This is a genomic window from Micromonospora sp. NPDC002411, from assembly GCF_053592955.1.
Genome location: NZ_JBSFBM010000015.1, coordinates 1 through 25301, shown reverse-complemented (window position 1 = coordinate 25301; position 25301 = coordinate 1). Strand labels below are relative to the sequence as shown.

The window sequence follows — 25301 nt, the reverse complement described above, 5'->3', positions numbered from 1 at the left end:
GCAGTCAACCGTTGAATGTGCTCCAGTCGGGAGCCCAGTCCCGGGCGACGCGCAGGCTGGCCCGGTGGCGGGCGCCGACGAAGACATGGGTGTCATCACCGGGCGTCCCCGCGGTGAGAGCGACCAGTCCGGGTGCGACATGGAGGTACGTCGGGTCGACGGGCACCGCCAGCGGCCGCAGTGGCACCGGAACGAGATGTCGAGTGAAGCGTTCGAGTTGCTCGTCGTCGAGGACGGTGTGTCCGTTCACCGGCGACGTGACCGCCGCCTCCACGAGCGAGAACAACAACAGGTAGGCGCCGAGGGGTTCGCGTTCGGCGACCATCCGACCGTTGCCCGACCCCCGGTAGTAGACAACCGGGTCGGGGTCGTCGCGGTCGACGAGGATCGTCCAGACACCCTGGTTCTCCGCGCCGATGACGATCCGGTCGCCGTCCACGCCACCGATCTCCAACTGGTCCGGCGGGTAGATGGCGTTCTGTTGGCCGAGGACGTCCACGCGCCCAGCGGCAAGGTCGTAGAAGGCTTGCAGCGCGGGCGGGATCCGTACGGCAGGCGGCGGAAACGGCACGGAGGCCGGTACGTCGGCGTACCAGCCGGTCAGGAAGTCCCGCAGCCCGGCACCCGGGTCGGTGGGCAGGTGAGCCAGCCATTCAATGCCTGGCGCCTGTGTGGCCGCCACCGGCCGCGCCCGTTCGAGCAGTTCAGGCGGCAGCTTGGTGTCCCAGGTCAACTCACACCGAAGCCCGTTGCTTCCGGAGGCGGAGAAGCTCTCCGACGCCTCGCCCAACTCCAGGCAGCCCTCGGCGAGGCGTACCCATGCGGAGAGGGGCGGATGCGACCAGCCCGGCGGGCTCAGCCAGTCGAGCACCCCGTCCGGGAACGGCTCGTGCAGCACCATCGCTCGCTCACCGGCGACGGCGTTGCCGTGGGGGCGGTCGCCGGCGTCGACGATGACGACGACAGTGCCGTCCGCGCCCCTGGCGAACGTCACCGCGTCGCCCCGGACGACTTCACGCTCCGCGCCCAACCGGGCAAGAGCCTCGTCCTCCGAGACGACCGTCCACTCGCCACCCACGTCTCGCCCCCTTGGCCGGGGAGGATCCTACGACGCAAGTGTGCCGCTCACCGCCGCGCCTGCGGCGACCCGGTCAGGGCCACCGCAGGCGCGGCCCGGCGTCAGAGCCGGGAGGTGAAGGTGGCCAGGAAGCGGTGCGGGGTGACCACACCGGCGTTGTCGAAGCAGATGACGTCGACGTCGGCGTTGGTGGTGTACGTCCAGGGTTGGGTCAGGTGGCAGTAGTTGCTGCCGGCGCCCTGCGCAACGACCTGCGCGTGGGTCTCCTTGAGCCCGATCTGCGGGAAGGTCGCCAGGTAACGGCCGGAGGGCGCCAGTGGCGCCACAGTGTTCGCGCCGACGCCGAGCACCGAGTTGTCGTTGGTCGGACCGCCGACGGCGGTGCCCAGGTAGCCGAAGTATGACGGCGGGCCGAGGGAGCCGATCACCGGCCGCCGACGGTGGTACGAGAGGGCGAAGTCGGTGTTGACGAACGCGCCGGCCTGGTCGAAGCAGAAGACGTACACCTGCACGTCGCTGCCGACCGGGCTCCAAGAGTAGACCTTGCACCGGCGGGGTCCGGCGTTCGGTTGTACGGCGGTCACCTGCACGTTTCCGGCGAGCACACCGGCCAGCCCCACCCCGGGCAGCCGCACCAGGTACTGCCCGACGCCCACCGGCCCGACCGCGTTCACCGCACCCGTGGAGTTGTACGACTGCACCAGCGCTCCGCCGCTCCACTGCGTGTACGCGTGGGAGGTGCCGGCCGGCAGCACACCGGAGCTGGTCGTCCAGAGCACCGTGAACGGGGTGTCGTCGCGCGTGCCGCCAGGCTTGTGGCACTGCACGTCGACGATCTCGTCGGCACCGGACTGGAACCAGCGAACCACCTCGCAGTAGTGCCCGGTTCGGTTCACCGGGGTCACGTGCGGCACGCCACGCGAGCTGGCGCCCACCTGCGGAAAACGAACCTGGAACCGGCCGGGTGCGAGCTTGATGCCGTCGGCCCAGGCGGCCGGGAACGCCGTCTTCCAGCTACCCCACTGCCGGCTGGTGTCCAGCACGGTCCAGACCGCGACGGTCGGGTCCTTGACGTACGCGAACCCCCAGCGGTCGGCGGTGGCCGCCGCGGCCGGTGCCGTCGGCGCGAGTGCGCTGGCGGCCAGGACGGCCGCCAGTGTTGCGGTGACGAACGATCGGAGACGCATGTGTTCCTCCATCCCTCGGGAACGTGTCGGGGAGGAGTGTGCTTCGGGTGATGTCACGGTCACAGTCGGCTACCGCGTGAGTCGGTGTCGGGTGTACGCCACGATCGTCCGGACCGTCCTCGGACTCGTAATCGGGGTGACGTGTTCGCCGTGCTCCCCATAGGATCTTGCCCGCGGTGGGCGGCTCCCCGCGGTGCTTCCTTCTCACTTCTCTGGCGAACTAGCGTCGCGACTCTCCGCCCACCGCTTCCCTGGGGAGGACGCGAGCATGGATGCGCTGGCCGTGGTGCTGCTGCGCCGTACCGCCCGGGTCTCGGTGGTGGGCTCGGGCGCCGCTCCCGCGGACGGCGCCGCGTGGGTGGCCTCCCTTGAGGCGGACCTGGCCGATCGTGGCTGGTTGCTGCGGCAGGACCTCCGTGCCGGGGCGACGAGGCTGCCACCGGCGGTGCGGATCCGGTGGGCCGACTGGCTGCTGGCTACCGTCGACGAACTGGTCGGCGCGGACCGTCCCCTGCTTCCCCTCTACCGTTCGTTCCCCAACACCCCGCAGGACGTCGAAGCGGTCTACGTGCGGCGGTTGCTCACCCACCTGTTCGCCGTGCCCGACGCGCCCTGCGTGCTGTGTGGCCGCGACAACGTGGGCGCGCCCCTCGACCCGTGCGGTCACCTCGTCTGTCCGGCCTGCTTCCCACCGGATCAGGTCACGGGGTGCCCGGTGTGTGGGCGCCGGGTGTCGGCGGACAACACGTACCTCACCATCGTCGAGCCTTCGTCCCCGGTACGCAGCCGCCCGAGGCGGGCCGGCACGCCGACCGAGGACGCGGACGAGCGCACCGTTCGTGACGCGCCGCCGCTCCCGATGCGGATCGCCGGGCTGGAGGTGGACCCGATCGGTGCCGCGATCCGGATCAGGGACCAGCTCGTCGGTCAACCTGCCGCGCTGAGCGAGACCGACCGGGCCGACCTGAAGGTGCTCGTCGACGCCACCGCGCCGGGCCGCCTCGACTGGCTGCCCGACGTGGTGCCAGCCCGGGAGACCCTCGCGCAGGTCATCGCCTGGGCGCTGCACGCCGCGGCACTCACCCCCGGCTATCGCGACCTGGTCGCCGCCGCCGCCCGGCGGTGGTCGACGGCGACGGATGCGGCGCGGACGCTGTGGGCGTACTCCGGTGGGGACCCGGGGCTGGTCCTGCCTCGACGGGACGACGAGCCGCCGGGCGCGATGGGGCGTCCGTCGCGGGAACCGGTCGTGACGGTGCCGGTCGCCCGGGTACGGGCGCTGCCCAGGCCGTTGCGACGCGCGGTCCTCGCACACCTGGACGCGCTCGGTGCCGTGGTCGCGGCCGAGGATCTGCGCCGGCACCCGACGGTGTGGAAACGCCTCGGCGAGCGGCTGCACCCCTACGAGAACGTCGCCGCGCATCCGGCCGCCGCCGTCGCCTTCGCCACGCTGCGCGGCACCCGCGCCGCCGTGGAGAGCGCCCTCGGCGTCGCGATGGTGACTTCCTGCGCCCGGGCGCCTCGGCACCTCCTTCTCACCGACCATTTTGACGGCACCGCGTCGGTTCGGGTGCGGACCCACGCGTCACTGGTGGAGGAGGCGCTGGCAGCCGGCGACGTGGTCGAGGCCGCGCGGCTGCTCACCGAACGTCCGGGCGAGCTGTGGCGTCGGCTCGACCACCTGCTGCGGGCGGCGGGCGACGACCCGGCGGCGCAGGCGGCCATCGAGGAGGCCGCGCGCAGCACGGCGGCCCGGGTGGCACCAGGTGTGCTCGCCTCGGCGGCAGCCCAGCTTGCCGGCCGCGACGACACGACGAGGGCGACGGACGCTCAGCTCGCGGCGACCGCGCGGGCGCGGGCGGCGGCAGCGCGGGCCCGCGCGTCGGCGAACGCCACCACCGAGTCGGCGGTCGTCGGTGGCCTGGGTGACGCCCTGCGCGCCGCGGCGCTGCGCATACGCGGTGACGGGCCGGCCGTCCTGCGGGAGGTGTTCCGGTCCGGCGTCCGGACGCCCGCCCCGGCCGAGAAGCCAACCGAAGACGATGCCGCCGAGGCGGCAGGCATCGTCGGTGGCCGGCCGGGCCCCGGGATGCCCCGGCGCGTCTTCTTCCCCCGCGGCAGCGTCGCCACGACCTGGACCGAGCCCGAACGGCGGCCGACGCTGCCGACAGCGGCGATCACCGGTGTACGCGACCTCGTCGACAATGAGCTGGCCACCAGGGCCGCCCGACTCGGCCGGTACGACGTGGCAGTGCTCGACGCCGCCCTGGCCGAGGTGCCCGCCCCGATGCGGGAACGGGCCGCCTCGACACAGTTGGCAGGATGGCCCCGGGGCAGCTTGCGGGCGCTGCCCGACGCCGAGGTGCTGCGGTTCTTCCTGCACTGGGAGGAACCTGACGCCACCCGGGTCGACCTCGACCTGTCCTGCGTGTTCTTCGACCAGGACTGGCAACGGGTCGGCCACTGCGACTACACCCAGCTGCGATTCGCCGGTGACGGCGCGATCCACTCCGGCGACCTCACCTCCGCCCCGGCCCCCCTCGGGGCCACCGAATACCTCGACCTCCATCTGACCCGTCTGGTCGAGCACGGCGTCCGCTACGCCGCGCCGACCCTGCTCAGCTACAACGCCGTGCCGTTCGAGAACCTCACCGAGGCGATCGCCGGTGTCATGCTGCCCCTCAGGGGCGGTGAGCAGTTCGACGGTTCCCGGGTGGCGCAGCGGTTCGACCTGCGAGGCAACGCCCGCATGCTGCTGCCGATGGTCGTGGACCTGCGTACCCGACGACTGCTCTGGACCGACCTGACCCTCAACGGCCGTGGCGACAACCACAGCGTCGGTCGGCACGGCGACCAGCTTGCCCGAGCAGCCGCCGACCAGTGGGAGCACTTCCTCGGTGGCCACCGCCCGACGATCCTCGATCTGTTGGCGTGGCACGCGGTCGGACGCGCCGATCGGATCCTGGTCGGCCACGCCGACAACACCTACACCGAGGTGCCGGCGGACGCGGGTGCCATTCGGGCGGCGGCAGTGGCGGAGACGGGAGAGACGCGGCAGCTACCAGACCTGACCGGCCGCACGGTCCTGGCCGGTGTCGTCGATCCGGAGACCCTCGATCGGCTGGTTCCCCGCCTCGGCGGCACGGCTCCGGTGGCGTCCGGCTCGACGGTCGTGACAGTGACCGGCACGCCCGACACATACTGGACGGTGCTACGCGCCGCCGACCTGCTGGGCCAGCTCGGCGCCGGGTGAGGCCGATGCTGGCGGGGGTTGCTGCCAGGGGTCTCCGGATGCCCCGGCGGCCAGGTGTCGCTCGTAGCTGTCCACTTTGCGGTCGATGAGATCGAGGCAGTCGCGCAGGTGCGCGAGCTGCTCGGTGATGCGGTGTTGGTGCTCGCGCAGCAGATCGAGTCGCTCGGCCTCGTTGCCGGCGCCCTCGCGGACGAGCTGGGCCAGGCGGCTGATCGTCGCGAGGGGCATCCCGGAGGTCCGGAACTTCACGCAGTTCGTCAGCCACTCGACGTCCCACTCGCTGTAGACGCGCCTGCCGGAAGCGTCGCGCCGCACCTCACCGGCCAACAGGCCCGCACGCTCGTAGAGCCGAAGGGTGTGCACGCTCAACCCGGTGTGCTGCGCGACCTGCCCGATGCCCAGCCCTTTGCCCGCCATGACATCGACCGTATCTGCTTGACCTAGACCTCGGTCCAGCACCTAGCGTCCGCACCATGACCAGCGACACGACCCACACCATGTTCGGCGCTCACCGCACGACCGGAGACGTCCTCGCCGGAATCGACCTCACCGGCAGGACCGCCGTCGTCACCGGCGGCTACTCCGGCCTCGGTCTCGCCACGACCCTCGCGCTCACCCGGGCCGGGGCCCGGGTCGTCGTCCCGGCCCGCAGGCCGGAGGCGGCGCGGCAGGCGCTCGCCGGCGTCGCCGGGGTCGAGGTCGACCAGCTCGATCTCGCCGACCTCACCTCGGTCCGCGCGTTCGCCGAACGCTTCCTGCACAGCGATTCCGCTCTCGACATCCTGATCGCCAGTGCGGGGATCATGGCCTGCGCGGAGACCCGGGTGGGACCCGGCTGGGAAGCGCAGTTCGCGACCAACCACCTCGGCCACTACGCGCTGGTGAACCTGCTGTGGCCCGCGCTCACCGCGTCCGGCTCGGCTCGCGTCGTCTCGGTCACCTCCGGGCACAACCCGACCTGGCGCATCCGTTGGGACGACGTGCAGTTCGAGCAGGGCTACGACAAGTGGGAGGCCTACACCCAGTCCAAGCTGGCGAACATCCTGTTCGCCCGCCACCTCGACCTGCTCGGCCGACCGCACGGTGTCCGCGCCTTCTCGGTCAACCCGGGCTGGATCCGCACACCCCTGCAACGACACCTTCCCGTCGAGGAGATGGTCGCCGCCGGCTGGATCGACGCGGACGGGACCCCGACGCCAGGTCTGTTCAAGACCGCCGACCAGGGCGCGGCGACCCAGGTCTGGGCCGCCACGTCACCGCACCTCGACGGGAACGGCGGCGACTACTGCGTGGACTGCCGGATCGTCGACGGCAACCCCACCGACAGCAGTGAGGCAGCCCGACTCTGGGCGCTGTCGGCCGACCTGACCGGCGTCGATCTCACTCATTGAGTTCGATCCGACTGGGCTCGTTCATTCCGCCGCACACCTCGCCGAACCTCGTTGCTGTGGCGGTTGCGGACTCGACTGGATCAGCGATCAGTCACGCGAACGGATGCGGGTCGAAGCTGATGCCACCCCGTTCGGCCATCCGGAGCACCCGCCGGCCGTACCTCGGAGGCCTGCGCAGGTGCAGGGTGTAGCGCGACGCCTGGAACCGTAAGTCCATGTCGCGTCCCTCCAGGCGCCAGCAGCGCTCCTCCACGCGCCCGTCGGGCTCCTGGCGCAGGTTGGTCAGCTCCAACGGCAGGCACACCGAGTGCAGGTTTCCGACGAGATCCCACACGTTGTCGAAGATCAACGTGGCCGGCGCGACCCAGTATTCGACGTCCCGCATTGGTTCCGGGTCGCCCCGACCCACGATGTAGTCGATGTCGAGATGCAACCGCAGAGCCGAAGGGGCTGTGGGATCGAGGTCGTCCTGCTCCTGGAACTCCTCCGGGGTCAGCCCTTCAGGCGGACCTTCGTCGTCGGTGACGGCGAGCGCGTGGATCCGGCAGTGATCCCACGAGGTCTCCAGCAACTCCTGATCGGTCAGTGTGGCCTTCCGGAGGCCGGACGCGGGATGCACGACTGTCCCCATCGAACGATTATCGCCACGATGTGCGTCGACAGTCCGAGATGTCAGTCGCAGTTGGCACCCACGGTTCAGCTGCGCACATCCGTCGCGATCCACGCTTGTCATGGAATTTGTCGAATGTCAGGTCTGGCGTCCGCGAGGTCACGCCGTCAGGCGCTCGCCGGGTGGTCGGCTGCCAGGTCACGGACGGCCAGTTCCCGTCGGGCCGCCGCGACGAACCGCCGCTCTGCCGCCCAGAGTTCGTCGAAGCGCTCGGCGGGCAACGCATCGGCGTCATGCGTGGCGCGGGCCGCGGCGAGCAGCCGCGCCTGCTGCACCATCGTGCGCGACGCCGCCACGATCTCCGGTCGTCCCGCTATCAGCCGGAGTTCCGTCTTGGTCGCCTCCAACTGCTCCTTGTAGCGGGTGCCCTGCTCGTCGAAGAACGGCATGAGGTCGTGCGGGCTGTGGGGGCGGGGCACGGCGGTGATTCGAGCGGAAGGCAGGAGTACGTAGGCCACGTACTCCCGGAATGCGGTCAGGAACGTGGTGTACGCGGTGAGCCTGATGTCCCGCCACTGCCGCTGATCGTCGCGGCGCCACAGCCGGTCCTGAGCGCGGGTGGTGAGCCAGCCGCCGAGGAGGACGGCGAGCAGCGTCGTCCCGGCGGCGAGACCGGCTTGAGCGAAGTCCACGAAACCTCCCCATCGACGGACTGAGGTTCCTCACTGTCACACGAGGTGCCAAATCGCGAGGGGCCTGGCGCGTGGGACGCGGCCTATTGCGCCGTGCCGGCGAGCAGCCACCGCCGGACGGGAATCTCCAGCAGCACGCGCTCGCCTCCCGGGCTGACCTGCCTGCCGACGTCCCATCCGTCGTACTTGCCGGCGAACGCTTCCACGACCGTGTTCGGGAATCCGTCTCGGTGCACCCGGGCGGTGCCTTCTGCCACCACGGGGGCGTTGCCGCCTTCCAGGGCCAGGGACACCCGTGGGTCGGCCGTGACGTTGCGGACCTTGACGCTGCGGCCGTCGCAACCGATCCACCAGGTGCCGGCGACGTAGGCGAACCAGACCGGCGTCAGGTGTGGGGAGCCGTCACGCCGCAACGTGCACAGCCAGACGTTCGACTCCCGGGCCAGGCGTGCCTGGACGTCCGTCGGTGGGGTGGCGAGTGGTTCGGTCACCCCACCAGTCGATCACGACCGGAGTCGGTGGGCCAGCGAAGGTCACGATCGAGGCTGCGGACGCTTGATTGAATAGAGGCCTGTGAATAGATTGGGTGCGGGCACCGCCGGGGTCCGGGTGATCGGGCCGCCGGCGGCTGACAGGTCCAACCCCGAGCCGGGCACTTCGGTCGTACGCGCCGACCAGCCGCTGTGGCGCACCGCTGCGCCGCACCCACGGTGCGTTGCCGCGTCGCGTCCGTCCAGGACGCGCACTGCCGCGCCGCCTTTCCCACAGCTCGATGGCAGAAGGACCTCTCTCATGACGATTCTCCGCGCCCGCCCCGCCCTGACCCTCGCGGTCGTCGCCGGGCTGGCCGCCGCCGTGACCGTGACCGGTTCGGCAGTGCTCACCGGTCCGGCGACGGCCGCCCAGGGCTGCCGGGTCGACTACACGCCCAACCAGTGGCCTGGCGGATTCACCGCCACGGTCAAGATCGCCCCGGGGGACACGGCCGTCTCCAGTTGGACCGCCACCTGGACGTACGCCGGGGACGAGCGCGTCACGAACGGCTGGAACGCCACGGTCAGCCAGTCCGGGTCGACGGTGACCGCCCGCAGCCTGTCGTACAACGGCAGCATCCCGGCCGGTGGCTCGACCGAGTTCGGTGTGCAGGGCACGTACGGCTCCAGCGGCGGCGCGCCGTCCGGCTTCACACTGAACGGCGTACCGTGCAACGGCGCCACACCACCCCCGACCACGCCGCCGCCGACGACACCACCCCCGACCACGCCGCCTCCGACGACACCGCCTCCGACGACACCACCTCCGACCACGCCGCCTCCGACGACGCCGCCTCCGGTCGGCTGTGCCGGCGCTGTGCTCTGTGACGGCTTCGAGAACCAGACCGGGTCGACGCCGTCCGGCGACTGGGCCGTGGTGAGCCCGGACTGCTCCGGCACCGGCACGGCCACCATCGACACGGCCACCACGCACAGCGGCAGCCGCGCGGTGCGGATCAACGGCGCGGCGGGCTACTGCAACCACGTCTTCGTCAGGTCCACGAAGAACCTCGGCAGCGTGGGCAGTGTCCGGTACGGCCGGATGTGGATGCGACACACCACCGCCCAGCCCACCGAGCACACCACGATGGTGGCGATGGCGGACTCCGCCGACGGCAACAAGGATCTGCGGCTGGGCGGCCAGAACGGCGCGTTGCAGTGGAACCGCGCGTCCGACGACGCGACCCTGCCCGAGCAGAGCCCCGCCGGGGTGGCACAGAGCCTGCCGCTACCCACCAACCGGTGGGTGTGCGTGGAGTTCATGGTGGACGGCTCGGCCGGTCAGCTCCGTACCTGGGTGGACGGCACCGCCGTCACCGGGCTGACCGCGGACGGCACACCGACGCACGACATCGACGGCCAGTGGTACAACCGCACCTGGCGTCCGCAGCTCACCGACCTGAAGCTGGGCTGGGAGAGTTACGGCGGAGGAGCCGACACCCTCTGGTACGACGACGTCGCGCTCGGGTCCAGCCGCATCGGCTGCTGACCCTCCGCCTCGCACGCTGCTGGGTTCGCCGCCGCTCTGGTGCTGCCCACCGGGTCGATGTGCTGTTGAGCGGTATACCTCAGAGTCATATTCATACCTCTGAGGTATACCGCCCACTACCGCATCCGCCCAGGACGGAGGTGACCGACGGTCACCGCCGGCCGCTGACTGTGCCCACAGCCGCAGCCAGGCTGCCGTCTCGGCGAGGAACCGTGGGTCGTCGTGAGGTGGCTCAAGTGCGAGCGGGTCAGCGTCGTCCGCGATCACCTCGTGGCCGTGCTGGCTGCCGGCACCCAGGGCGCCCGCGACGAGTGGACCAGGTCCGGCTCAGCCGAAGCGGTCCGCCAGCTTCGTCAGCCTGGTGACGTACGCCGGCCAGTCGTAGCCGTCCGGGATGTTGCTGCTGTTCTGCCGTACGCCGATCGCCGCGTCGTGCTGCTCGCGCATGATGTCCATGTGACCCGCGTGGCGGGCGAGGTCGCACGTCACGTGGGTGATGATCCGGTGCAACGTCACGGCCTGTGCGCCAGGCCGCCACCACGACACCAGCCCTGGCGCGTCGAGTGGGAGCTCTTCGATCGTCTGGTCGGCGAACACACCGACCCGGCGATACGTGTCGATGAGGCCGTCCTTCGTCTCGTCGTCGCGCGCGTACCAGTCTGCCTGCGGGTCGTCGTCGAACGCCGCCAAGGGCACGAGCTCCTCGGGCGTCGGGAACTCGCGCCCGAAGGTAGGCCCGAAGTAGAGGGCTTCGACGTTGAGGCAGTGCTTGAGGGCACCCAGCAGATTGTTGCCGGTCGCGGTGCGGGGCAGTCGGGCGTCGCGTTCGCTCAGCCCGTCCAGCTTCCAGATCAGGTCTTCGCGAGTCTCCCGTAGGTAGAGGTGCAGCGCAGCCTTCACATCGCCCAGGTCAACCATGCCGGCCAGTCTTCCCTATGGCACACCAGGTCCGCAGGCCGGTGATCACCGACTCGTTAATGCGGTGGTGTGGTGCCAGAGCGCTGCCTATTGTCCGATGATGCGTACGCAGCTTCTGGCCGTCACCTACGAAGCCCTCGACCCGTTCCGTGCGGCGCGGTTCTGGGCCGCTCTGCTGAATCGGGACGTCATCGAAGATGCCGGCGGCGTGCTCCTGCCCGGCGACGAGACCCAGCTCGGTCTCCGGTTCGTGTCGGGCCGCCCGGGCCAACTCGCCGTGAACCGGATGCACCTGCACCTGACCAGCGCCGATGTCGACGAGCAGCAGCACACGATCGCGACGGCGCTGAAGCTGGGTGGCGACCACCTCGACGTCGGGCAGCTGCCCGAGGAGGGGCACACCGTTCTGGCCGACCCGGCGGGTTACGCGTTCTGCGTGATCGAGCCCGGCAACGCGTACCTCGCCGGCACCGGCTTCCTCGGTGAGCTGACCTGTGAGGGCACCCGGGAGGTTGGCCTGTTCTGGAGCAGGGCGCTGGGTTGGCCGCTGGTGTGGGACCAGGACGAGGAGACGGCGATCCAGTCACCGCACGGCGGCACCAAGATCGCCTGGGGTGGCCCGCCCGTGGCGCCGAAGAACGAGCCGAACCGGGAACGCCTCGAGCTGGTCCCCGCTGCCGACGACCAGCAGGCGGCGGTCGACGAGTTGGTTTCCCTCGGTGCCACCCGACTCGACGTCGCCGAGGACGGCGCGGTCGTGCTGGCAGATCCGGACGGTAACGAGTTCCGCGTGCGGGGTGCCGGTCACCGCCCTGCGTGACAGCGGGTCTGGGCTCAACTGTCTCCCGCGACCGCCGCGAAGGCGGTATGCGGGCGACGGTCGCCCTCCCTGGGCCGTCGGAGGCGTTCGACCTCCACGAAACCGGCGCGGGTGAGTCGTTCGCTGATCTCGTCGACGGGCCAGCGGTAGGCGGTCACAACCTTGTGGTCAAAGGGGCCGACCTCGTCGTGGTCGAACATGCCGAGCACCAACGGTCCGCCCGGGGCCAACGCGCGCCGGAACTCGGCGAGCACCCCGTCGAGTTCCTCGGGCGGCAGGTGGATCAACGAGTACCAGGCGAGGATGCCGTCGACCGAGCCGGCGACGACGTCGAGGCTCTCCAGCGATCCGCTGTGAAACTCGACGTCCGGGTGGGCCGCCCGCGCGTGGGCGAGGAACTCGGGGACCAGGTCGATTCCCGTCGCGTTGACACCCAGCGAGTGGAGGTAACCGGTGAGATGGCCGGGGCCGCAGCCCAGGTCGAGCACCGGGCCCGTCCGGGTTGCCAGGTGTCGCCCGATGAAGGCGAGGTCGTCAGGGTCCACCTGCTCGCGCGTGCCGAACAGCCCGATGTACAGATCCGCGACGGACGCGTACGCCTGCCGAACCTTGTCCCTGTCCACGCCGGCACTATACGAGTCACGCACCGCCTGCTCAGTGTGCCGGGGCCGGTCGGGGTGGTCGATCGGGCGCCGCTGCGGGCCACCAGCGCCGCGACGCCAGCGCGGCCAGCCCCGCCCCGGCGGCGTTGAGCAGCACGTCGTCCACTGACGACACCCGGTCCAGCCGCAGCACGTACTGGGCGGCCTCGACCAGGACCGAACAGGCCGCCGCGAGCAGGAGGATCCGCGGCACCGACGCCAGCGCCGCGAACCGCAGCGGGGCGAAGAAACCCAGCGCCGCGAACACCAGCAGATTGCCGACCACCTGGACCGTCGCGGTGAGCGGGCCGCCGTCGGCGACGATCGTGAGCAGGTCCCGCAGGGGCACCAGGCTCACCGGCCGGGGACGACGCCGGCCTGGTCACCCGGCAGCATGATCATCCAGACCCACGGCACCGTGCCGTAGACGATGCCGACCTCGGCCAGCGACATCCGCAACGCCATGCTTCCGGTGGCTCGGCGACGGCGGGCCAGCGCCCACACCACCAGCGCGGCCAACGGCAGTACGGCCATCGTGATGAGGACGACGCCGTTGAACGTACCGAGCCAGCCGTGCCACCCCTTGACCATGCGGATCCCCTTCCCCGACTGGTGAAAGCTACCGGCCCTCGGTCGACATGCGGGCACCGCGCCGGTGAGCCGTTTGCGGGCCCCGCGCGTCGGGCAGAGAAACACCATGACGAATGAACGGGGCAAAGCTGTCGGCGGCTACTTCCTGCGACTTCTCGGTGGTGTGCTGGTCATCCTCGGCATACTGGGGCTCTTCAGCAGTCTGGCCGAGGGCAATCCGGTGGGGCTGATCATCGCCGGCGTCTTCGTCGTCGGCGGAGCGGTCCTGCTCAAGCGTTCCGGCGGGGCCCGCCGACCGGCCTCCACGACACCGGGTACGCGCTGACACCAACGCGGGGAGGATCGTCATGCCGGGACGTACGCAGGTCCTGTTGATCCAGGGCGGCGGTGCCGGCGTGCACGACGACTGGGACGACAAGCTGTTCGACAGCCTGAGTCGGGAGCTCGGGGACGCCTACGAGGTCCGCTACCCGCGTATGCCCGACGAGGACGACCCCGGTTACGCCTCCTGGAGCGTCGTCATCCGGCGGGAGATCGCCGCCCTGGACGACGGGGCGGTGGTCGTGGGCCACTCGGTGGGCGGGACGATCCTCGTCAACATGCTCGCCGAGCGGCCCCCGGAGCGGCGACTCGGCGCGATCGTGCTGGTCGCCGCCCCATTCGTCGGTGCGGGCGGCTGGCCCGGTGGTGAGTTCGAGGCGCCGTACGACCTGGGCGCGAGGCTGCCGCGCGACGTGCCGGTGCACGTCTTCCACGGGCTCCGGGACGAGACCGCTCCACCGTCGCACGCCGACCTGTACGCCGGTGTCATCCCGCAGGCGCGGCTGCACCGACTGCCCGGACGCGACCACCAGCTGAACAACGACCTGAGCGAGGTGGCGACTGTCATCGGGCGCGACGCCCCCGGGGCGACCGACCGGCGTGGTCGCTGACGGCGGCCGATCCCGCCTCAGCCGACCGGCTCGACAGGTGGCGAGCTCACCGTGGATATGCTCGTCGGCAGAGCCTGGTGTGCCCCGCTGTCGGGGCAGGAGCTGATTCGAGGGCGGTCCATGAACATCGGCGAGATCGCCCGCCGGGCGGGGGTGTCCCGCAGCACTGTGTCGTACGTGCTGAGCGGGAAACGGGCCGTGTCGGAGGCGACCCGGCAGCGGATCCAGGCGGTCATCGACGAGCTGGACTACCGGCCGAACGCCAGCGCTCGGGCGTTGAAGGAGGGCCGCACCCGCACCCTGGGGTTGGTGATCCCGCCCGCGAGTCAACGGCTGACCGACATGCAGTTGGGCTTCGTCGCGAGTGTCGTCGAGGCGGCTGCCCGCCACGACCTCGACGTGCTGCTGTCCCCGTCCGGTGGCGACCACGACCGGTCGTTCGAGCGGATCGTCACCGGGCGTCGGGTCGACGGGGTGATCCTGATGGAGATCCGACTGGAGGACGACCGGGTGACCCGGTTGTCCAAGGCGGGTCTGCCCTTCGTCACGATCGGTCGGACGGCCGAACCGCACGGCATGAGCTGGATCGACATCGACTACGCCGGCCTGATCGCCAGGTGCGTGCACCACCTGGCCGATCTGGGGCACCGGCAGGTGGCACTGGTGAACCGTTCCGCCGAGTTGGTGGCCGCGGGTTACGGCCCCAGCCACCGTGCGCTGGCCGGTTTCCGGGCGGCTGCGGCGGAACGCGGCCTGACCGGTGTCGAGGTCTGCTGCGGCGACGACAGCGCCTCCGGCGAGGCGTGCGTCGAACAGCTGCTCGCGACGCATCCGGACGTGACCGCGGTGGCGACCATCAACGAGGCCGCGCTGCCCGGAATGCAGCGTGCGTTGACCAGCGCCGGGATGTCGGTGCCGGGCGACTTCTCGGTCACCGGGGTCGCCGCCCAGCACTGGGCGGAGGATTTCCGTCCCCCGTTGACCGCCGCCGACGTGCCGATGGTCGAGATGGGTGCCGAGGCGGTGTCGCTGCTGTTGGAGACCATCGCCGAGCGCGGGGCCGTGCCCCGACACCGTCTCTACACCCCGCCCATCTCGTTGCGGTCCAGCACCGGCCCGGTTCCGGCCCGCTGAGTCCGCCCCCTACCCGCCGGTGTCACGCCGTTGCTCCTGGGCGGCTGCCAGGATGAGGTAGCTGCTGGCCGTCCAGGTGTACGCGCGGTCCCGGAGCCCGGCCCCGGTCTCGGCGTCGAAGTTCTCCGCGAACCCGGACTTCTCACACAGGGCGAGGAACCGTCGACTGATCTCGTCGGCGATCCTGGTCTGCCCGGCCCGCCGCAGGCCGTCCTCGACCAGCACTGTGGAGGGCGCCCAGATCGGGCCGCGCCAGTAGCCGTCGGCGAGGTAGTGGGCCGAGTCGGTCGGTTCGGTGGCCAGCCCGTGCGTGGTCAGGTGCTTTTCGGCGCCTCGCGCCAGGGCGGCGGCGACCGGCGCGGGCAGGTCGGCGCCGAGGGCGATGGGCATCAGGTCGAGCAGGCTGCGGCTCGCCCGCCGGTGACCGGTGTGCGGGCTGCGGGCCAGGAACCGTTCGCCGTCCCACAGGTCGTGCAGCATGGCCGCGCAGATCCGGTCGGCCTCCCGGGACCACTGCTCGGTGGGCTCGCCCAGTTCGGCGGCGAGGTCGGCCAGGCAGCGGAGCTGCGAGACCAGGAACGCGGCGAGGTCGGCCGTCTGGAGGACCCGGTCGCCGTCGAAGGTGGTCGCGTTGTCCCAGCCGCTGTCGTTGCCGTGCTGGTAGTGGGGCAGGTCCTGACCGGGCGCTCGACGTGCGTCGAGCCAGAACCGGGTCCAGCGGGCCAGCCGGTCGTACGTCTCGGCCAGCGCCGCCCGGTCCGGCGGCTGGGGGAGGAGTCGACGCAGGTGTCGCATCGCCCAGCCGTGGATGGGGGGCTTGACGTAGTTGTGCAGGACCTCGGAGTGGGTGATCGAGTCGGGTAGTGCGCCGGCCTCGTCCTGATGGTCGAAGGGCAGGTGGAACTGGTGCCAGGCCAGTTCCGGTTCGCCGGCGGCCAGGGCGATCGCGTTGAAGCAGTGGTCCCAGCTCCACACCTTGTCCATCCAGTGCTTGGACATCAGGACGGCTGGGCGGGTGACGAAGCCCGCCGGGGCGACGGTCGCCGACCACAGGACGTACGCGGCCAGTTCGGCGGCCGGCGTGTCCGGGCCACGCCACGGCGCGATTGCGTCGACGAAAGCGGTGAACTCCGCCGTCCGGTCGCGGCACAACTGCTCGAACGGAACGGACCCGTCGTACCGGCGGCGGGCTGTCGCGTACTCCTCGATCGCGATTTCCCACTGGCCGTCGGCGGGGAGGTCCACTGACCGGTCGGCGGTGCCGAGCGCCTCCACGCCGTCGGTCCGCTGAAGGGTGCCGGAGAGCACCGTGACCCGGTAGCGGCGACCGGTCTCGTACGAGGTGAAGACGTGTGACCCGTCGAGTGGATCGAGGTACAGGTAGGTGCCGCTGAACGGGGTCAGGGTGCCGGCTGCCGCGGCCACCCGCAGACCGAGCCGTCGGCCCCGGATCCGCAGGGTGTCCGGCCCGTCGTAGACGGCCTCGATTCGGTCGGCGCCGTTGCGCCAGGTCAGCAGCGTGGGTGTGGCGACGATGGTGGTGTCGGCGACGGTGGGGGCGAGACGTAGGACGGGGTGCAGCCCGGTCTGGTGCGAGACCAGGTGCAGATCGTCGGCGTACGTCTTCTCGGCTACCACCGGGGAGATGTTGAACCAGGATCCTCGGTAGCTGAACGGGATGTCCTGGATGGAGAACTCCGGACCGGACGGGGCGACGGTCATGGGTGGCGGGTGCCTTTCTGTGGTGCGGGTGGTCAGTCCTTGACGGCGCCGGCGGTCACGCCCATCGAGACGTAGCGCTGGGCCAGGACCAGCAGCACGGCGGCGGGGATGGAGGCGACGACAGCGGTGGCCATGATGGCGTTCCACTGTTGGTTGTTGTTGCCGATGTAGTGGTAGATGCCGAGGGTGATCGGCTGGTGGTCGCCGCCACCGGTGAGGGTCGAGGCGAAGATGAAGTCCGACCAGGACCACAGGAACGCGAACAGCGACACCGTGACGATCGAGTTGCGGCTGACCGGCAGGACGACGGACCAGAAGGTCCGTAGCCGGCTGGCGCCGTCGACCACTGCGGCCTGGAGCAACTCGTCGGGGATGCCGGACATGAAGGCCGTGAAGATCAGGACGGCGAACGGCACCGCGAGTGTCGTGTCGGCCAGGATCAGCCCGGGCAGTGTGTTCAGGACGCCGAGGCTGAGGTAGATGGCGTAGAAGCCCATCGCCATGATGATTCCCGGGATCATCTGGGCGATCAGCAGCACGAAGCTCAGCGCCGGGCCACCGGGTGGTCGGAGCTTCGCCAGCGCGTACCCGGCGGGGGCGGCCAGCGCCACGGTCAGCGCGACGGTGCCGAGGCCGACCAGGAAGCTGGTGCCGAGGTATGGCAGCTGTTGGTCGAGCACCGCCCGGTAGCCGTCCAGCGTGCCGTTGGTGGGGATCAGGTGCGGGGGACTGGCCCGCATGTCCTGGTCCCGCGTGAACGACACGTTGATCATCCAGTAGACGGGGAAGAGCATCAGCCCGGTCAGCACCAGGCCGACGCCGGTCTTCCACCAGGCCCGCGGCGTGGAGGTGGTCATCGCAGGTGCTGCCTTCGCTCGATTCGGATGTAGACGAGCCCGGCGATCAGGGCCATCACGATGAGCAGGTTGCCGACGGCCGCGCCCGGTCCGAACTCGGGCAGCAGGTTGCCGAAGCCGAGCCGGTACGACCAGGTGGCGAGCGTCGCGGACGAGCCGGTCGGTCCGCCCTTGGTCATGATCCAGATGATGTCGAAGACCTTCAGGGTATAGATCAACCCGAGCAGCAGCGTGATCGCGGAGACAGGGCGCAGCAACGGGAACGTGATCGACCAGAACCGTTGCCACCCCGTCGCGCCGTCGAGAGCGGACGCCTCGTACACCTCGGCCGGGATCGCCTGTAGGCCGCTGTAGAGCACCACCAGGTTGAACGGGATGCCGATCCAGATGTTCGCGATGATCACCGAGGTGAGCGACCAGCCCGGCGAGGTGAGCCAGTTGACGGGGTCGACGCCCACCACCCCGAGTGCGGAGTTGACCAGGCCCGAGTCGCTGTTGAGCAGCCACGACCAGGTCGACGCCGAGACGATCAACGGCAGCAGCCACGGTACGAGGAACAGCGCGCGCAGTGTGCGCGACAGCGGGAAGTGCTGGTGGAAGAAGAGCGCGAGGGCCATGCCGATGCTGAACTGGAAGGCGAGCGACGCGCCGGTGAAGACCACCGTGTGCGTCAGCGTCGGCACGAAGGCCGGATCGGTCAGCACCGTCCGGTAGTTGTCCAGACCGGCGAAGGGCGCGCCGCCCTGCACGAACGAACGGACGGTGTACTCCCGCAGGCTCAACTCGATGTTGCGGTAGAGCGGGTACGCGTAGAAGGCCGCCAGGTAGAGGGTCACGGGTGCCAGGAAGCCCCAGGCCAGCCACCGGCGTGGCCGGCGAACTCGGGGCGGGGGAGACCCGGGTGGGGCGGTGGTCGCCGCCTCACCCGGGCCCCGTACGTCGGTGGAGGTCTCTGTCGTTTGGGCCATGGGGTCGCTTCGACGCCTTACCTGTTCGTGGCCGCGGCCTGCGCTGCGGTCAGCGCCTCTTGCGGAGACTTCCCGCCGCTGAGGGCCGCCTGCACCGCGGTCCACAGCGACTCGGAGATCTTCGGGTACTTCGTGCCGAGGTTGTCGCCGGTGCGGCCCTTGGCTGCCCGAACCGCCTCGACCCAGACCTTGAGCTTGGGGTCCGCGGTCGCCTGTCGGTCCTGAACGGCGGCGACGGGTGCGACGTAGGAGAGCGTGGTGTCGGTGGTGAGGAGGTTGTCGGCGCTGGTCAGGCAGGTGACGAGCTTCTGCGACGTGTCGTACCGTCCGGTGTTCTTCTGCACCGGGATGGAGACGAACTCACCGCCGGTGGGTGCCGGTGCGGGCCCGCCCGCGCTGGCCGGGATCGCGATGGTGCCGTACGCGAAGCCGAGCTTCTCCGCGTTGGCGAGCTGCCAGGTGCCGTTCTCGGCGAAGGCGTAGTCGCCGGAGGCGAACTCCTGCCAACTCGTGGTCTGGGTGTTGTTGATGACCGAGTTCGGAGCGTGGCCCTGCTTGAGCCAGTCCGTCCAGAGGGTGAGCGCGGCCACCGCCTGCGGGGAGTCCAGACCGGTCAGTTGGGCGCCGGAGCCCCAGAACCAGGGCAGGAACTGGAAGCTGCCCTCCTCGGTGCCGATCGCGGAGAAGGTGATGCCCTTCTTCCCCTTGGCCTTGACCTTGCCCAGCGCCTCGTTCAGCGACGTCCAGTCCTTGACGGCGGTGGGGTCGACACCGGCGGCGGTGAGTACGTCCTTGTTGTAGTAGAGGGCGAGGGTGTTCGCGCCGATCGGCACCCCGTACGTCTTGCCCTCGCTCTGTCCCGCGCCGAGCAGGTTCTTCTCCATGGACGAGACGTCCAGCTTGTTGTCGTCGGTGGTGGTGAGCGCGCCGGCCTCGGCCAGTGTCGAGATGACCGGGTTGTCGACGATCAGCACGTCCGGCGAGTTGCCCTGCTGGGCGGCGAGCAGCGCCTTGTTGGTCAGGTCGGTGGTGTCGTAGCCGGTCCGCTCGACGGTCACGCCCGCCGAGGTGCCGCACTTCTTGAGGAGCGCGACCCACTCGGAGTCGTCGGCGAACTGTGGATAGGGGTCCCAGACGAGGTAGGCGCCGCCGTCGGCGGACTTGTCCGAGGACGACGAGCAGGCGCTGCCGGCCGCTGCGGCGAGGGCTATCACGGCGACGGCGGCCAGGCGCTGCCGACGACTGAGTCCGGTCATGTGGTGCCTCACTTCAAGTCGATCGTCAGGGTGGGTGGTGTGACAGTCGCGGGCCGAGCGGAGCCCGACCATGAGGCGAATCGATTCGACGAATCGGTTCGCACGAAGATAAGACGGTCCGGAAGCGGTGGTCAAGAGATTGACGGCCGAGCGCGGAAACATGGTCTTCATCCGGCTGTCAATTCATTGACACGGTTCAGTGCCCGGTCCTACGATCCGTGCGAATCGATTCGCAAGTGCTGCCCTCCGGAGAGCGTCCCCCACGCCCCACCAAGGAGCCGCCCGTGAAAACCCCGTCCCGCGGCAGGTCAGGACGAGCCGGTGCGATCGTCGCCCGACTCGTGGTCGGCCTGCTCGCCGCCACGACCGCCGTCGCCGTCGCCCCGTCCCCCGCCCAGGCCGCCGACGAGTCGATCAGCGTCAACTTCTCCTCGACCAGCGGTACGCCGACCTACCGCGCCTCCGGCTGGATCTACGGCATGACCGAGAACGCCAGCGGTCCGGCCGACCACTTCTACCGGGACGTCAAGTTCCAGTACATGCGTGCCGGCGGCGCGCAGCTTCCGGGGAGCGGCTGGGTCGGCGGGACCTACGACCGCCGCTGGAACTCCACACTCGCCCAGGCGCGTCGCACCAACGCCCTCGGTGGGCAGTTCATCATCCTGCCGCACGACCTGTGGGGTGCCGACGGCGCCGGGATCTCCCGCTTCCCCGGTGACAACGGCAACTGGACCGACTACGACAACTTCCTGACCCGCCTGATCGGCGACGTCCGGGCGTCCGGGCTGTCGGTGCAGTGGGACATCTGGAACGAACCCAACATCACTATCTTCTGGAACCGCCCGATCTCCCAGTACCTCGAACTGTGGCGCCGCACCTACCAGCGCATCCGGGCGGAGTTCCCCAGTCAGCTCATCGTCGGGCCGAGCTGTGCCTGCGTACCGTCGACCAACCACACCTTCTGGAACCAGTACCTGGACTTCGTCCGCTCGACCAACACGGTGCCGGACATCGTCAGCTGGCACTCGTTGCCGGGCGACCCGGTCGCCAATGTCGCGGCGGCCAACGCCACCCTCGACCCGCGCGGCATCGCCCACCCGCGTCCGTACCAGATCAACGAGTACGGTGCCCCCGACGAGCAGAACCCGGCCGACGGTGCCTGGTACATCGCGCGCCTGGAGCGGGCCAGGGCGGACGGGCTCCGGGCGAACTGGGCCAGTGGGGGCAGTCTGCACAACGACCTCGGCAACCTGTTGATCCGTAACTCGGCCGGACAGCACCAGCCCAAGGGTGAGTGGTGGAACTACCGCTTCTACGCCTCCCAGACCGGGCAGATCGTCGGGGTGACGCCGAGCCAGTCGTTCGACGCGTACGCCACGAAGGAGGCCGGCTCGGCGAAGGTCCTGGTCGGTGGTGGTCGGACCACCGGGAACCTGACCGTCAACCTGCAACGCCTGGACACGACCAGCGGCATCGTGCAGAACAACCAGGTCCGGGTGCTCACCCAGCGCATCCCGCACAACAACGGCGGTGCCGTGCAGGGGCCGGTCACGGTCTCGAGCAGCGTGGTGAACGTGTCCAACAACAACGCCACGGTGACGTTGCCGTACTCCAACCAGACCGACACCTACACGCTCACACTCCTGCCGCCCTCGGAGGGTGGCTTCCAGTCGGTGGCCGTGGCGCAGCACTCCCAGCAGTGCCTGAACAACGCCGGCCTGAGCACCGCCGACGGCAACGTCCAGCAGCAGAACTACTGCGACGGCGGTGACCAGCAACTCTGGAACTTCCGGCCGGTCGCCGGCGTGGCCAACACGTACACAGTGGTCAACCAGCAGAGCGGGAAGTGCCTCGACGTCAGCGGCGTGTCCACCGCCGACGGTGCGGCGGTGCACCAGTGGACCTGCCTGAACAGCTCCAACCAGCAGTTCGCGCTGCGCAAGGTGACCTACTCGGGTAACGACTCGCATGACTACCAACTCGTCGCCCGGCACAGTGGCAAGTGCGTCGATGTCAACGCGGTCTCCACGGCGGCCGGCGCGCTGGTCCACCAGTGGACCTGCCGAGCGGTCAACCAGGGCAGCCCGTTGAACCAGACGTGGCGGCTCCTGGGGCGGTAGATGTCTCGGGGGAGGTGATGCGCTGGCCGCTCGTCCGGCGGTCAGCGCATCTCCCACCGAGCGCATTCATTGACATGAATGAAACAAAGATCCTACCATTCGTTGCGAATCGATTCGCCGACACCACCCTCGCCCGTGGCGCGTCGACCATCCCCCACCTCCGCGACTCCGAGGAGTACCTCGTGCGAACCCCGTCCCCCGGTGGGCCAGGAACGGCCCTCGATCCCATCCCGAGACGCCGCCGCGTGCGACGTCTGACAGTTCTCGCCGCCGCCCTGGTCGGCGTCCTCGTCGGCTACGGCACCACGCCAACCACCTCACCCTTCGCCGCCGAAGCCGCCGCAGCCGTGTCCGCGGCGATCGAGCCCGGGCAGAGCACCACGATCGTCGGCACCCAGTCCGGTCGCTGCCTGGAGGTGCCGAACTCCAGCACCACCAACGGCACCCAGACCCAACTCTGGGACTGCAACGGCAGCGCCGGCCAGACCTGGACCTGGACGTCGAGCAAACAGCTCACGGTGTACGGCAACAAGTGCCTGGACGCCAACGGCCGGGGCACCACCAACGGCACGCAGGTGATCATCTGGGACTGCAACGGCCAGAACAACCAGCAGTGGAACGTCAACAGCAACGGCACCATCACCGGCGTGCAGTCCGGGCTCTGCGTCGACGCCAACGCCGCCGGCACGGCGAACGGCACCAAGCTCATCCTCTGGGCCTGCAACGGCGGCGCCAACCAGCAGTGGATCTCGCCGAGCACCCCGCCGACGACCCCACCGCCGACCACTCCACCGCCGAGCGGCGCGCGCCCGTGCGACATCTACGCCTCCGGCGGCACGCCGTGCATCGCGGCGCACAGCACGACGCGCGCCCTCTACGCGGCGTACACCGGCAACCTCTACCAGGTGCGTCGCTCGTCGGACAACACGACCCGCAACATCGCGGTGTCCGGCGCCGGCGGCACCGCCGTCGCCGCCACACAGGACTCCTTCTGCTCCGGCACGACCTGCGTGATCACCGTCGTCTTCGACCAGTCCGGGCGCGGTAACGATCTCTGGTACCAGGGCTCCAGCGTCGTTCCGGGCTCGCCGCAGAGCAAGCCGGCGATCGCCACGTCGGAGTCGCTGACCGTGGGCGGGGCGAAGGCGTACTCGCTCTACATCAACCCTGGCAACAGCTACTGGCGCGACGGGCACCTCACCGGAGTGCCGACCGGTGCGGCGCCCGAGGGCATGTACATGGTCACCAGCGGCACCCACGTCAACAGCGGCTGCTGCTTCGACTACGGCAACAGCGAGACGACCAGGAAGGCGGACGCCGCCGGCGCGATGGACGCCATCAACTTCAGCAAGCAGTGCTGGTTCGGCGGCTGCTCCGGCTCCGGCCCCTGGGTGCAGGCGGACCTGGAGTGGGGCCTCTTCCCGGGTGGCAGCCAGACCTGGAACCCGAACCAGCGCGCGTTCACCAGCAAGTTCGTCACCGCGACGCTGAAGAACAACGGCACCACCCGCTTCGCCATCAAGGGCAGCGACGCGCAGTCCGGCAGCCTCTACACGCTGTATGACGGCTCGCTCCCGCCGGGATACAGCCCGATGAAGAAGCAGGGCGCGATCATCCTCGGCAGTGGCGGTGACTGCTGCAAGCCCGACGGTGGCGCGAACCTGAGCGCCGGCACCTTCTACGAGGGGGCCATGGTCGCCGGCTACCCGTCCGACGCGACCGAGAACGCGGTGCAGGCCAGCGTGGTGGGCGCCGGTTACCGCTGACCCGGCGACGCCGGAACGAGTCGTGCGCCGGTCACCACGGAGGTGGTGACCGGCGCACGGTTTCGTCGACGCCGGGCCGGTCTCAGGCGACAGCGCAGGACGCGCCGTTGAGGGTGAACGAGGACGGTCGGGCGTTGTTACCGCTGTGGCTGGCCTGGAAGCCGATGGTCACCGAGCCGTTGACGGGGATGCCCCCGTTGTAGGCGACGTTGCGGGCCGTCACCTGCCCGGAATTGGGCGAGTAGGTGGCGTTCCAGCCCGAGGTGATGGTCTGCCCGCTCGGCAGGGTGAAGACCAGGGACCAGCCGTTGACGGCGCTGGTGCCCGTGTTGGTGATGGTGATGTTCTCGGTCAGGCCGTTGTTCCAGGCGTTGACGGCGACGGTCACCCGGCACGCGCCGTTGGTCGGCGGCGGCGTGGTCGGAGGCGGCGTCGTCGGCGGCGGGGTGGTCGGCGGCGGGGTGGTCGGGGGCGGGGTGGTCGGCGGCGGCGTCGTGGGGTTGGTCAGGCCGAAGAACTGCAGGGCAGCGGCGGCCATACCGCCGGACGGCAGGCTGTGCCCGGCTCCCTGGATGCTGTACGCCTCGACCTGGACGGTGCCGCTGCTGTCGGCGTACCGACGCCGGTTCCAGTTGGCCTGGGGTGTGTCGGTGGAGGTGGGGGTCTGGCTCAGGCCGAACACGTTCGTCCACTGCTCGATCGTCTCCTGCAACAGCGAGTACGGCACGAGGGTGTCGTTGGTGCCGTGCCAGAGCTGCACGCGTGGACGAGGCCCGGAGTAGCCGGGGTACGCCTGGCGCACCGCGTCGCCCCACTGTTGCGGCGTGCGGTTCATGTTCCCGCCGGTGCACTGGCTGCTGCCGGGCGGGTAGTCCGCCGCGTTGGCGAAGCAGTTGAACGGCACGCCCATGAACGCGGCGCCGGCCTTGAACACGTCGGGGTAGAGCGCCAGCATGTGGTTGGTCATCATGCCGCCGGACGAGCTGCCGGTGGCGTAGACCCGGTCCGGGTCGGCCGCGTACTGCTGCTGCACGTACCGGATCATGGAGATGATCGAGACCGGGTCACTGCCCCCACCTCGCCGCTTCGCGGCGTCCGACCAGGTGTCGAAGCAGTTGCCGAAGCCGGCCTGCTGGGTGGCGGACGGGTAGATCACGATGTACCCGTAACGGTCGGCGAGGCTGGCGAACTCGCTCCCGGAGTAGAACCCGGGGCCGGATCCGCCGCAGCCGTGCATGGCCACCACTGTCGCCGGCTTGGCCGGGCGGTTGTCCGGCACGTAGACGTGCATACGCATCCGCCCGGGGTTGTCCCCGAAGCTGGTCACCTCGGTCAGCGACGCC

General features: G+C 70.1%; 24 protein-coding genes. 9 read left to right on the top strand and 15 right to left on the bottom strand.

Features of this window, described 5'->3' with window-relative positions; genetic code table 11:
* Positions 1–4: 4 nt before the first annotated feature.
* Positions 5–1078: a hypothetical protein gene (locus ACWCO3_RS03810; RefSeq protein WP_450008331.1), complete on the bottom strand. Its 1074-nt coding sequence runs from the start codon at positions 1076–1078 to the stop codon at positions 5–7.
* Positions 1079–1179: 101 nt separating this feature from the next.
* On the bottom strand, positions 1180–2265 hold the full coding sequence (locus ACWCO3_RS03805) for a hypothetical protein (protein ID WP_450008329.1): 1086 nt from the start codon (positions 2263–2265) through the stop codon (positions 1180–1182).
* Positions 2266–2533: 268 nt separating this feature from the next.
* Here ACWCO3_RS03805 and ACWCO3_RS03800 point away from each other — a divergent pair, with 268 nt between their 5' ends.
* Entirely contained in the window at positions 2534–5518 is a 2985-nt protein-coding gene (locus ACWCO3_RS03800; protein WP_450008327.1) for an MXAN_6230/SCO0854 family RING domain-containing protein, read from the top strand.
* Here ACWCO3_RS03800 and ACWCO3_RS03795 read toward each other — a convergent pair.
* Positions 5477–5935 carry a MerR family transcriptional regulator gene (locus ACWCO3_RS03795; RefSeq protein ID WP_145784703.1) on the bottom strand — a complete coding sequence of 153 codons (459 nt, stop codon included), beginning with the start codon at positions 5933–5935 and terminating at the stop codon, positions 5477–5479. The two genes, ACWCO3_RS03800 and ACWCO3_RS03795, sit on opposite strands and share 42 nt — an antisense overlap.
* A gap of 56 nt (positions 5936–5991) precedes the next feature.
* Here ACWCO3_RS03795 and ACWCO3_RS03790 point away from each other — a divergent pair, with 56 nt between their 5' ends.
* The gene (locus tag ACWCO3_RS03790) at positions 5992–6909 is read left to right on the top strand and encodes an oxidoreductase (RefSeq protein ID WP_145784701.1); all 918 of its coding nucleotides are present in this window, start codon (positions 5992–5994) and stop codon (positions 6907–6909) included.
* Positions 6910–7000: 91 nt separating this feature from the next.
* Here the strand turns inward: ACWCO3_RS03790 and ACWCO3_RS03785 are convergent, their stop codons facing one another.
* The 3 genes from ACWCO3_RS03785 to ACWCO3_RS03775 all read right to left on the bottom strand — a co-directional run bounded on the left by ACWCO3_RS03785 (position 7001) and on the right by ACWCO3_RS03775 (position 8702).
* Complete coding sequence (locus ACWCO3_RS03785) at positions 7001–7540, bottom strand: hypothetical protein (RefSeq protein WP_145784699.1); 540 nt, start codon at positions 7538–7540, stop codon at positions 7001–7003.
* Positions 7541–7686: 146 nt separating this feature from the next.
* Complete coding sequence (locus ACWCO3_RS03780) at positions 7687–8211, bottom strand: hypothetical protein (protein ID WP_145784696.1); 525 nt, start codon at positions 8209–8211, stop codon at positions 7687–7689.
* A gap of 83 nt (positions 8212–8294) precedes the next feature.
* Positions 8295–8702, bottom strand: coding sequence for a TIGR03618 family F420-dependent PPOX class oxidoreductase (locus ACWCO3_RS03775; RefSeq protein ID WP_450008324.1), 408 nt, complete (start codon positions 8700–8702; stop codon positions 8295–8297).
* A gap of 301 nt (positions 8703–9003) precedes the next feature.
* Here ACWCO3_RS03775 and ACWCO3_RS03770 point away from each other — a divergent pair, with 301 nt between their 5' ends.
* Positions 9004–10233: a cellulose-binding domain-containing protein gene (locus ACWCO3_RS03770; RefSeq protein WP_450008322.1), complete on the top strand. Its 1230-nt coding sequence runs from the start codon at positions 9004–9006 to the stop codon at positions 10231–10233.
* 327 nt (positions 10234–10560) lie between these two features.
* Here ACWCO3_RS03770 and ACWCO3_RS03765 read toward each other — a convergent pair whose 3' ends face one another.
* Positions 10561–11151 (bottom strand): DinB family protein, encoded by a 591-nt coding sequence (locus tag ACWCO3_RS03765; protein WP_145784681.1) that lies wholly within the window; start codon positions 11149–11151, stop codon positions 10561–10563.
* 100 nt (positions 11152–11251) lie between these two features.
* Between ACWCO3_RS03765 and ACWCO3_RS03760 the strand changes: the two genes are divergently transcribed.
* Positions 11252–11971 (top strand): VOC family protein, encoded by a 720-nt coding sequence (locus ACWCO3_RS03760; protein ID WP_208745073.1) that lies wholly within the window; start codon positions 11252–11254, stop codon positions 11969–11971.
* 14 nt (positions 11972–11985) lie between these two features.
* Here ACWCO3_RS03760 and ACWCO3_RS03755 read toward each other — a convergent pair whose 3' ends face one another.
* Genes ACWCO3_RS03755 through ACWCO3_RS03745 form a run of 3 tightly spaced genes read right to left on the bottom strand, consistent with a single transcriptional unit; the run spans position 11986 to position 13203 of the window.
* Positions 11986–12594, bottom strand: coding sequence for a class I SAM-dependent methyltransferase (locus tag ACWCO3_RS03755; protein WP_450008319.1), 609 nt, complete (start codon positions 12592–12594; stop codon positions 11986–11988).
* A gap of 31 nt (positions 12595–12625) precedes the next feature.
* Complete coding sequence (locus ACWCO3_RS03750; RefSeq protein WP_450008317.1) at positions 12626–12961, bottom strand: VanZ family protein; 336 nt, start codon at positions 12959–12961, stop codon at positions 12626–12628.
* Positions 12962–12966: 5 nt separating this feature from the next.
* Positions 12967–13203 (bottom strand): hypothetical protein, encoded by a 237-nt coding sequence (locus ACWCO3_RS03745; RefSeq protein WP_450008315.1) that lies wholly within the window; start codon positions 13201–13203, stop codon positions 12967–12969.
* Positions 13204–13309: 106 nt separating this feature from the next.
* Between ACWCO3_RS03745 and ACWCO3_RS03740 the strand changes: the two genes are divergently transcribed.
* From ACWCO3_RS03740 to ACWCO3_RS03730, 3 genes are all read left to right on the top strand, one after another.
* Positions 13310–13528 (top strand): hypothetical protein, encoded by a 219-nt coding sequence (locus tag ACWCO3_RS03740; RefSeq protein ID WP_355024447.1) that lies wholly within the window; start codon positions 13310–13312, stop codon positions 13526–13528.
* A gap of 22 nt (positions 13529–13550) precedes the next feature.
* Positions 13551–14135, top strand: coding sequence for an alpha/beta fold hydrolase (locus ACWCO3_RS03735; protein ID WP_145784669.1), 585 nt, complete (start codon positions 13551–13553; stop codon positions 14133–14135).
* 120 nt (positions 14136–14255) lie between these two features.
* The gene (locus ACWCO3_RS03730) at positions 14256–15269 is read left to right on the top strand and encodes a LacI family DNA-binding transcriptional regulator (protein ID WP_145784667.1); all 1014 of its coding nucleotides are present in this window, start codon (positions 14256–14258) and stop codon (positions 15267–15269) included.
* A gap of 9 nt (positions 15270–15278) precedes the next feature.
* On the opposite strand, the gene ACWCO3_RS03725 is transcribed toward ACWCO3_RS03730, so the two are convergent.
* Genes ACWCO3_RS03725 through ACWCO3_RS03710 form a run of 4 tightly spaced genes read right to left on the bottom strand, consistent with a single transcriptional unit; the run spans position 15279 to position 20072 of the window.
* Positions 15279–16991 (bottom strand): amylo-alpha-1,6-glucosidase, encoded by a 1713-nt coding sequence (locus ACWCO3_RS03725; RefSeq protein ID WP_450008311.1) that lies wholly within the window; start codon positions 16989–16991, stop codon positions 15279–15281.
* Between the two features lie 32 nt (positions 16992–17023).
* A complete protein-coding gene (locus ACWCO3_RS03720) occupies positions 17024–17848 on the bottom strand; it encodes a carbohydrate ABC transporter permease (protein WP_145784663.1) in 825 nt (274 codons plus the stop codon).
* Positions 17845–18816: a carbohydrate ABC transporter permease gene (locus tag ACWCO3_RS03715; RefSeq protein WP_167524900.1), complete on the bottom strand. Its 972-nt coding sequence runs from the start codon at positions 18814–18816 to the stop codon at positions 17845–17847. Before ACWCO3_RS03715 ends, ACWCO3_RS03720 begins: the two co-directional genes overlap by 4 nt.
* Before the next feature lie 17 nt (positions 18817–18833).
* Positions 18834–20072 (bottom strand): sugar ABC transporter substrate-binding protein, encoded by a 1239-nt coding sequence (locus tag ACWCO3_RS03710; protein ID WP_145784661.1) that lies wholly within the window; start codon positions 20070–20072, stop codon positions 18834–18836.
* Positions 20073–20356: 284 nt separating this feature from the next.
* On the opposite strand from ACWCO3_RS03710, the gene ACWCO3_RS03705 reads away from it, so the two are divergent.
* Positions 20357–22192, top strand: coding sequence for an RICIN domain-containing protein (locus ACWCO3_RS03705; RefSeq protein ID WP_450008308.1), 1836 nt, complete (start codon positions 20357–20359; stop codon positions 22190–22192).
* Between the two features lie 245 nt (positions 22193–22437).
* On the top strand, positions 22438–23958 hold the full coding sequence (locus ACWCO3_RS03700) for an arabinofuranosidase catalytic domain-containing protein (RefSeq protein ID WP_450008306.1): 1521 nt from the start codon (positions 22438–22440) through the stop codon (positions 23956–23958).
* 82 nt (positions 23959–24040) lie between these two features.
* Here ACWCO3_RS03700 and ACWCO3_RS03695 read toward each other — a convergent pair.
* Positions 24041–25301 (bottom strand): extracellular catalytic domain type 1 short-chain-length polyhydroxyalkanoate depolymerase (locus ACWCO3_RS03695; protein WP_450008304.1); only part of this gene is annotated, 1261 nt, incomplete at its 5' end.

What these genes read in the sequence shown, in the direction of transcription:
- ACWCO3_RS03770 (WP_450008322.1), top strand. Translation starts at nt 9,004, where the DNA reads ATGACGATTCTCCGCGCCCGCCCCGCCCTGACCCTCGCGGTCGTCGCC.
- ACWCO3_RS03790 (WP_145784701.1), top strand. Translation starts at nt 5,992, where the DNA reads ATGACCAGCGACACGACCCACACCATGTTCGGCGCTCACCGCACGACC.
- ACWCO3_RS03800 (WP_450008327.1), top strand. Translation starts at nt 2,534, where the DNA reads ATGGATGCGCTGGCCGTGGTGCTGCTGCGCCGTACCGCCCGGGTCTCG.
- ACWCO3_RS03740 (WP_355024447.1), top strand. Translation starts at nt 13,310, where the DNA reads ATGACGAATGAACGGGGCAAAGCTGTCGGCGGCTACTTCCTGCGACTT.
- ACWCO3_RS03785 (WP_145784699.1), bottom strand. Translation starts at nt 7,540, where the DNA reads ATGGGGACAGTCGTGCATCCCGCGTCCGGCCTCCGGAAGGCCACACTG.
- ACWCO3_RS03760 (WP_208745073.1), top strand. Translation starts at nt 11,252, where the DNA reads ATGCGTACGCAGCTTCTGGCCGTCACCTACGAAGCCCTCGACCCGTTC.
- ACWCO3_RS03715 (WP_167524900.1), bottom strand. Translation starts at nt 18,816, where the DNA reads ATGGCCCAAACGACAGAGACCTCCACCGACGTACGGGGCCCGGGTGAG.
- ACWCO3_RS03730 (WP_145784667.1), top strand. Translation starts at nt 14,256, where the DNA reads ATGAACATCGGCGAGATCGCCCGCCGGGCGGGGGTGTCCCGCAGCACT.
- ACWCO3_RS03745 (WP_450008315.1), bottom strand. Translation starts at nt 13,203, where the DNA reads ATGGTCAAGGGGTGGCACGGCTGGCTCGGTACGTTCAACGGCGTCGTC.
- ACWCO3_RS03720 (WP_145784663.1), bottom strand. Translation starts at nt 17,848, where the DNA reads ATGACCACCTCCACGCCGCGGGCCTGGTGGAAGACCGGCGTCGGCCTG.
- ACWCO3_RS03710 (WP_145784661.1), bottom strand. Translation starts at nt 20,072, where the DNA reads ATGACCGGACTCAGTCGTCGGCAGCGCCTGGCCGCCGTCGCCGTGATA.
- ACWCO3_RS03795 (WP_145784703.1), bottom strand. Translation starts at nt 5,935, where the DNA reads ATGGCGGGCAAAGGGCTGGGCATCGGGCAGGTCGCGCAGCACACCGGG.
- ACWCO3_RS03725 (WP_450008311.1), bottom strand. Translation starts at nt 16,991, where the DNA reads ATGACCGTCGCCCCGTCCGGTCCGGAGTTCTCCATCCAGGACATCCCG.
- ACWCO3_RS03805 (WP_450008329.1), bottom strand. Translation starts at nt 2,265, where the DNA reads ATGCGTCTCCGATCGTTCGTCACCGCAACACTGGCGGCCGTCCTGGCC.
- ACWCO3_RS03765 (WP_145784681.1), bottom strand. Translation starts at nt 11,151, where the DNA reads ATGGTTGACCTGGGCGATGTGAAGGCTGCGCTGCACCTCTACCTACGG.
- ACWCO3_RS03735 (WP_145784669.1), top strand. Translation starts at nt 13,551, where the DNA reads ATGCCGGGACGTACGCAGGTCCTGTTGATCCAGGGCGGCGGTGCCGGC.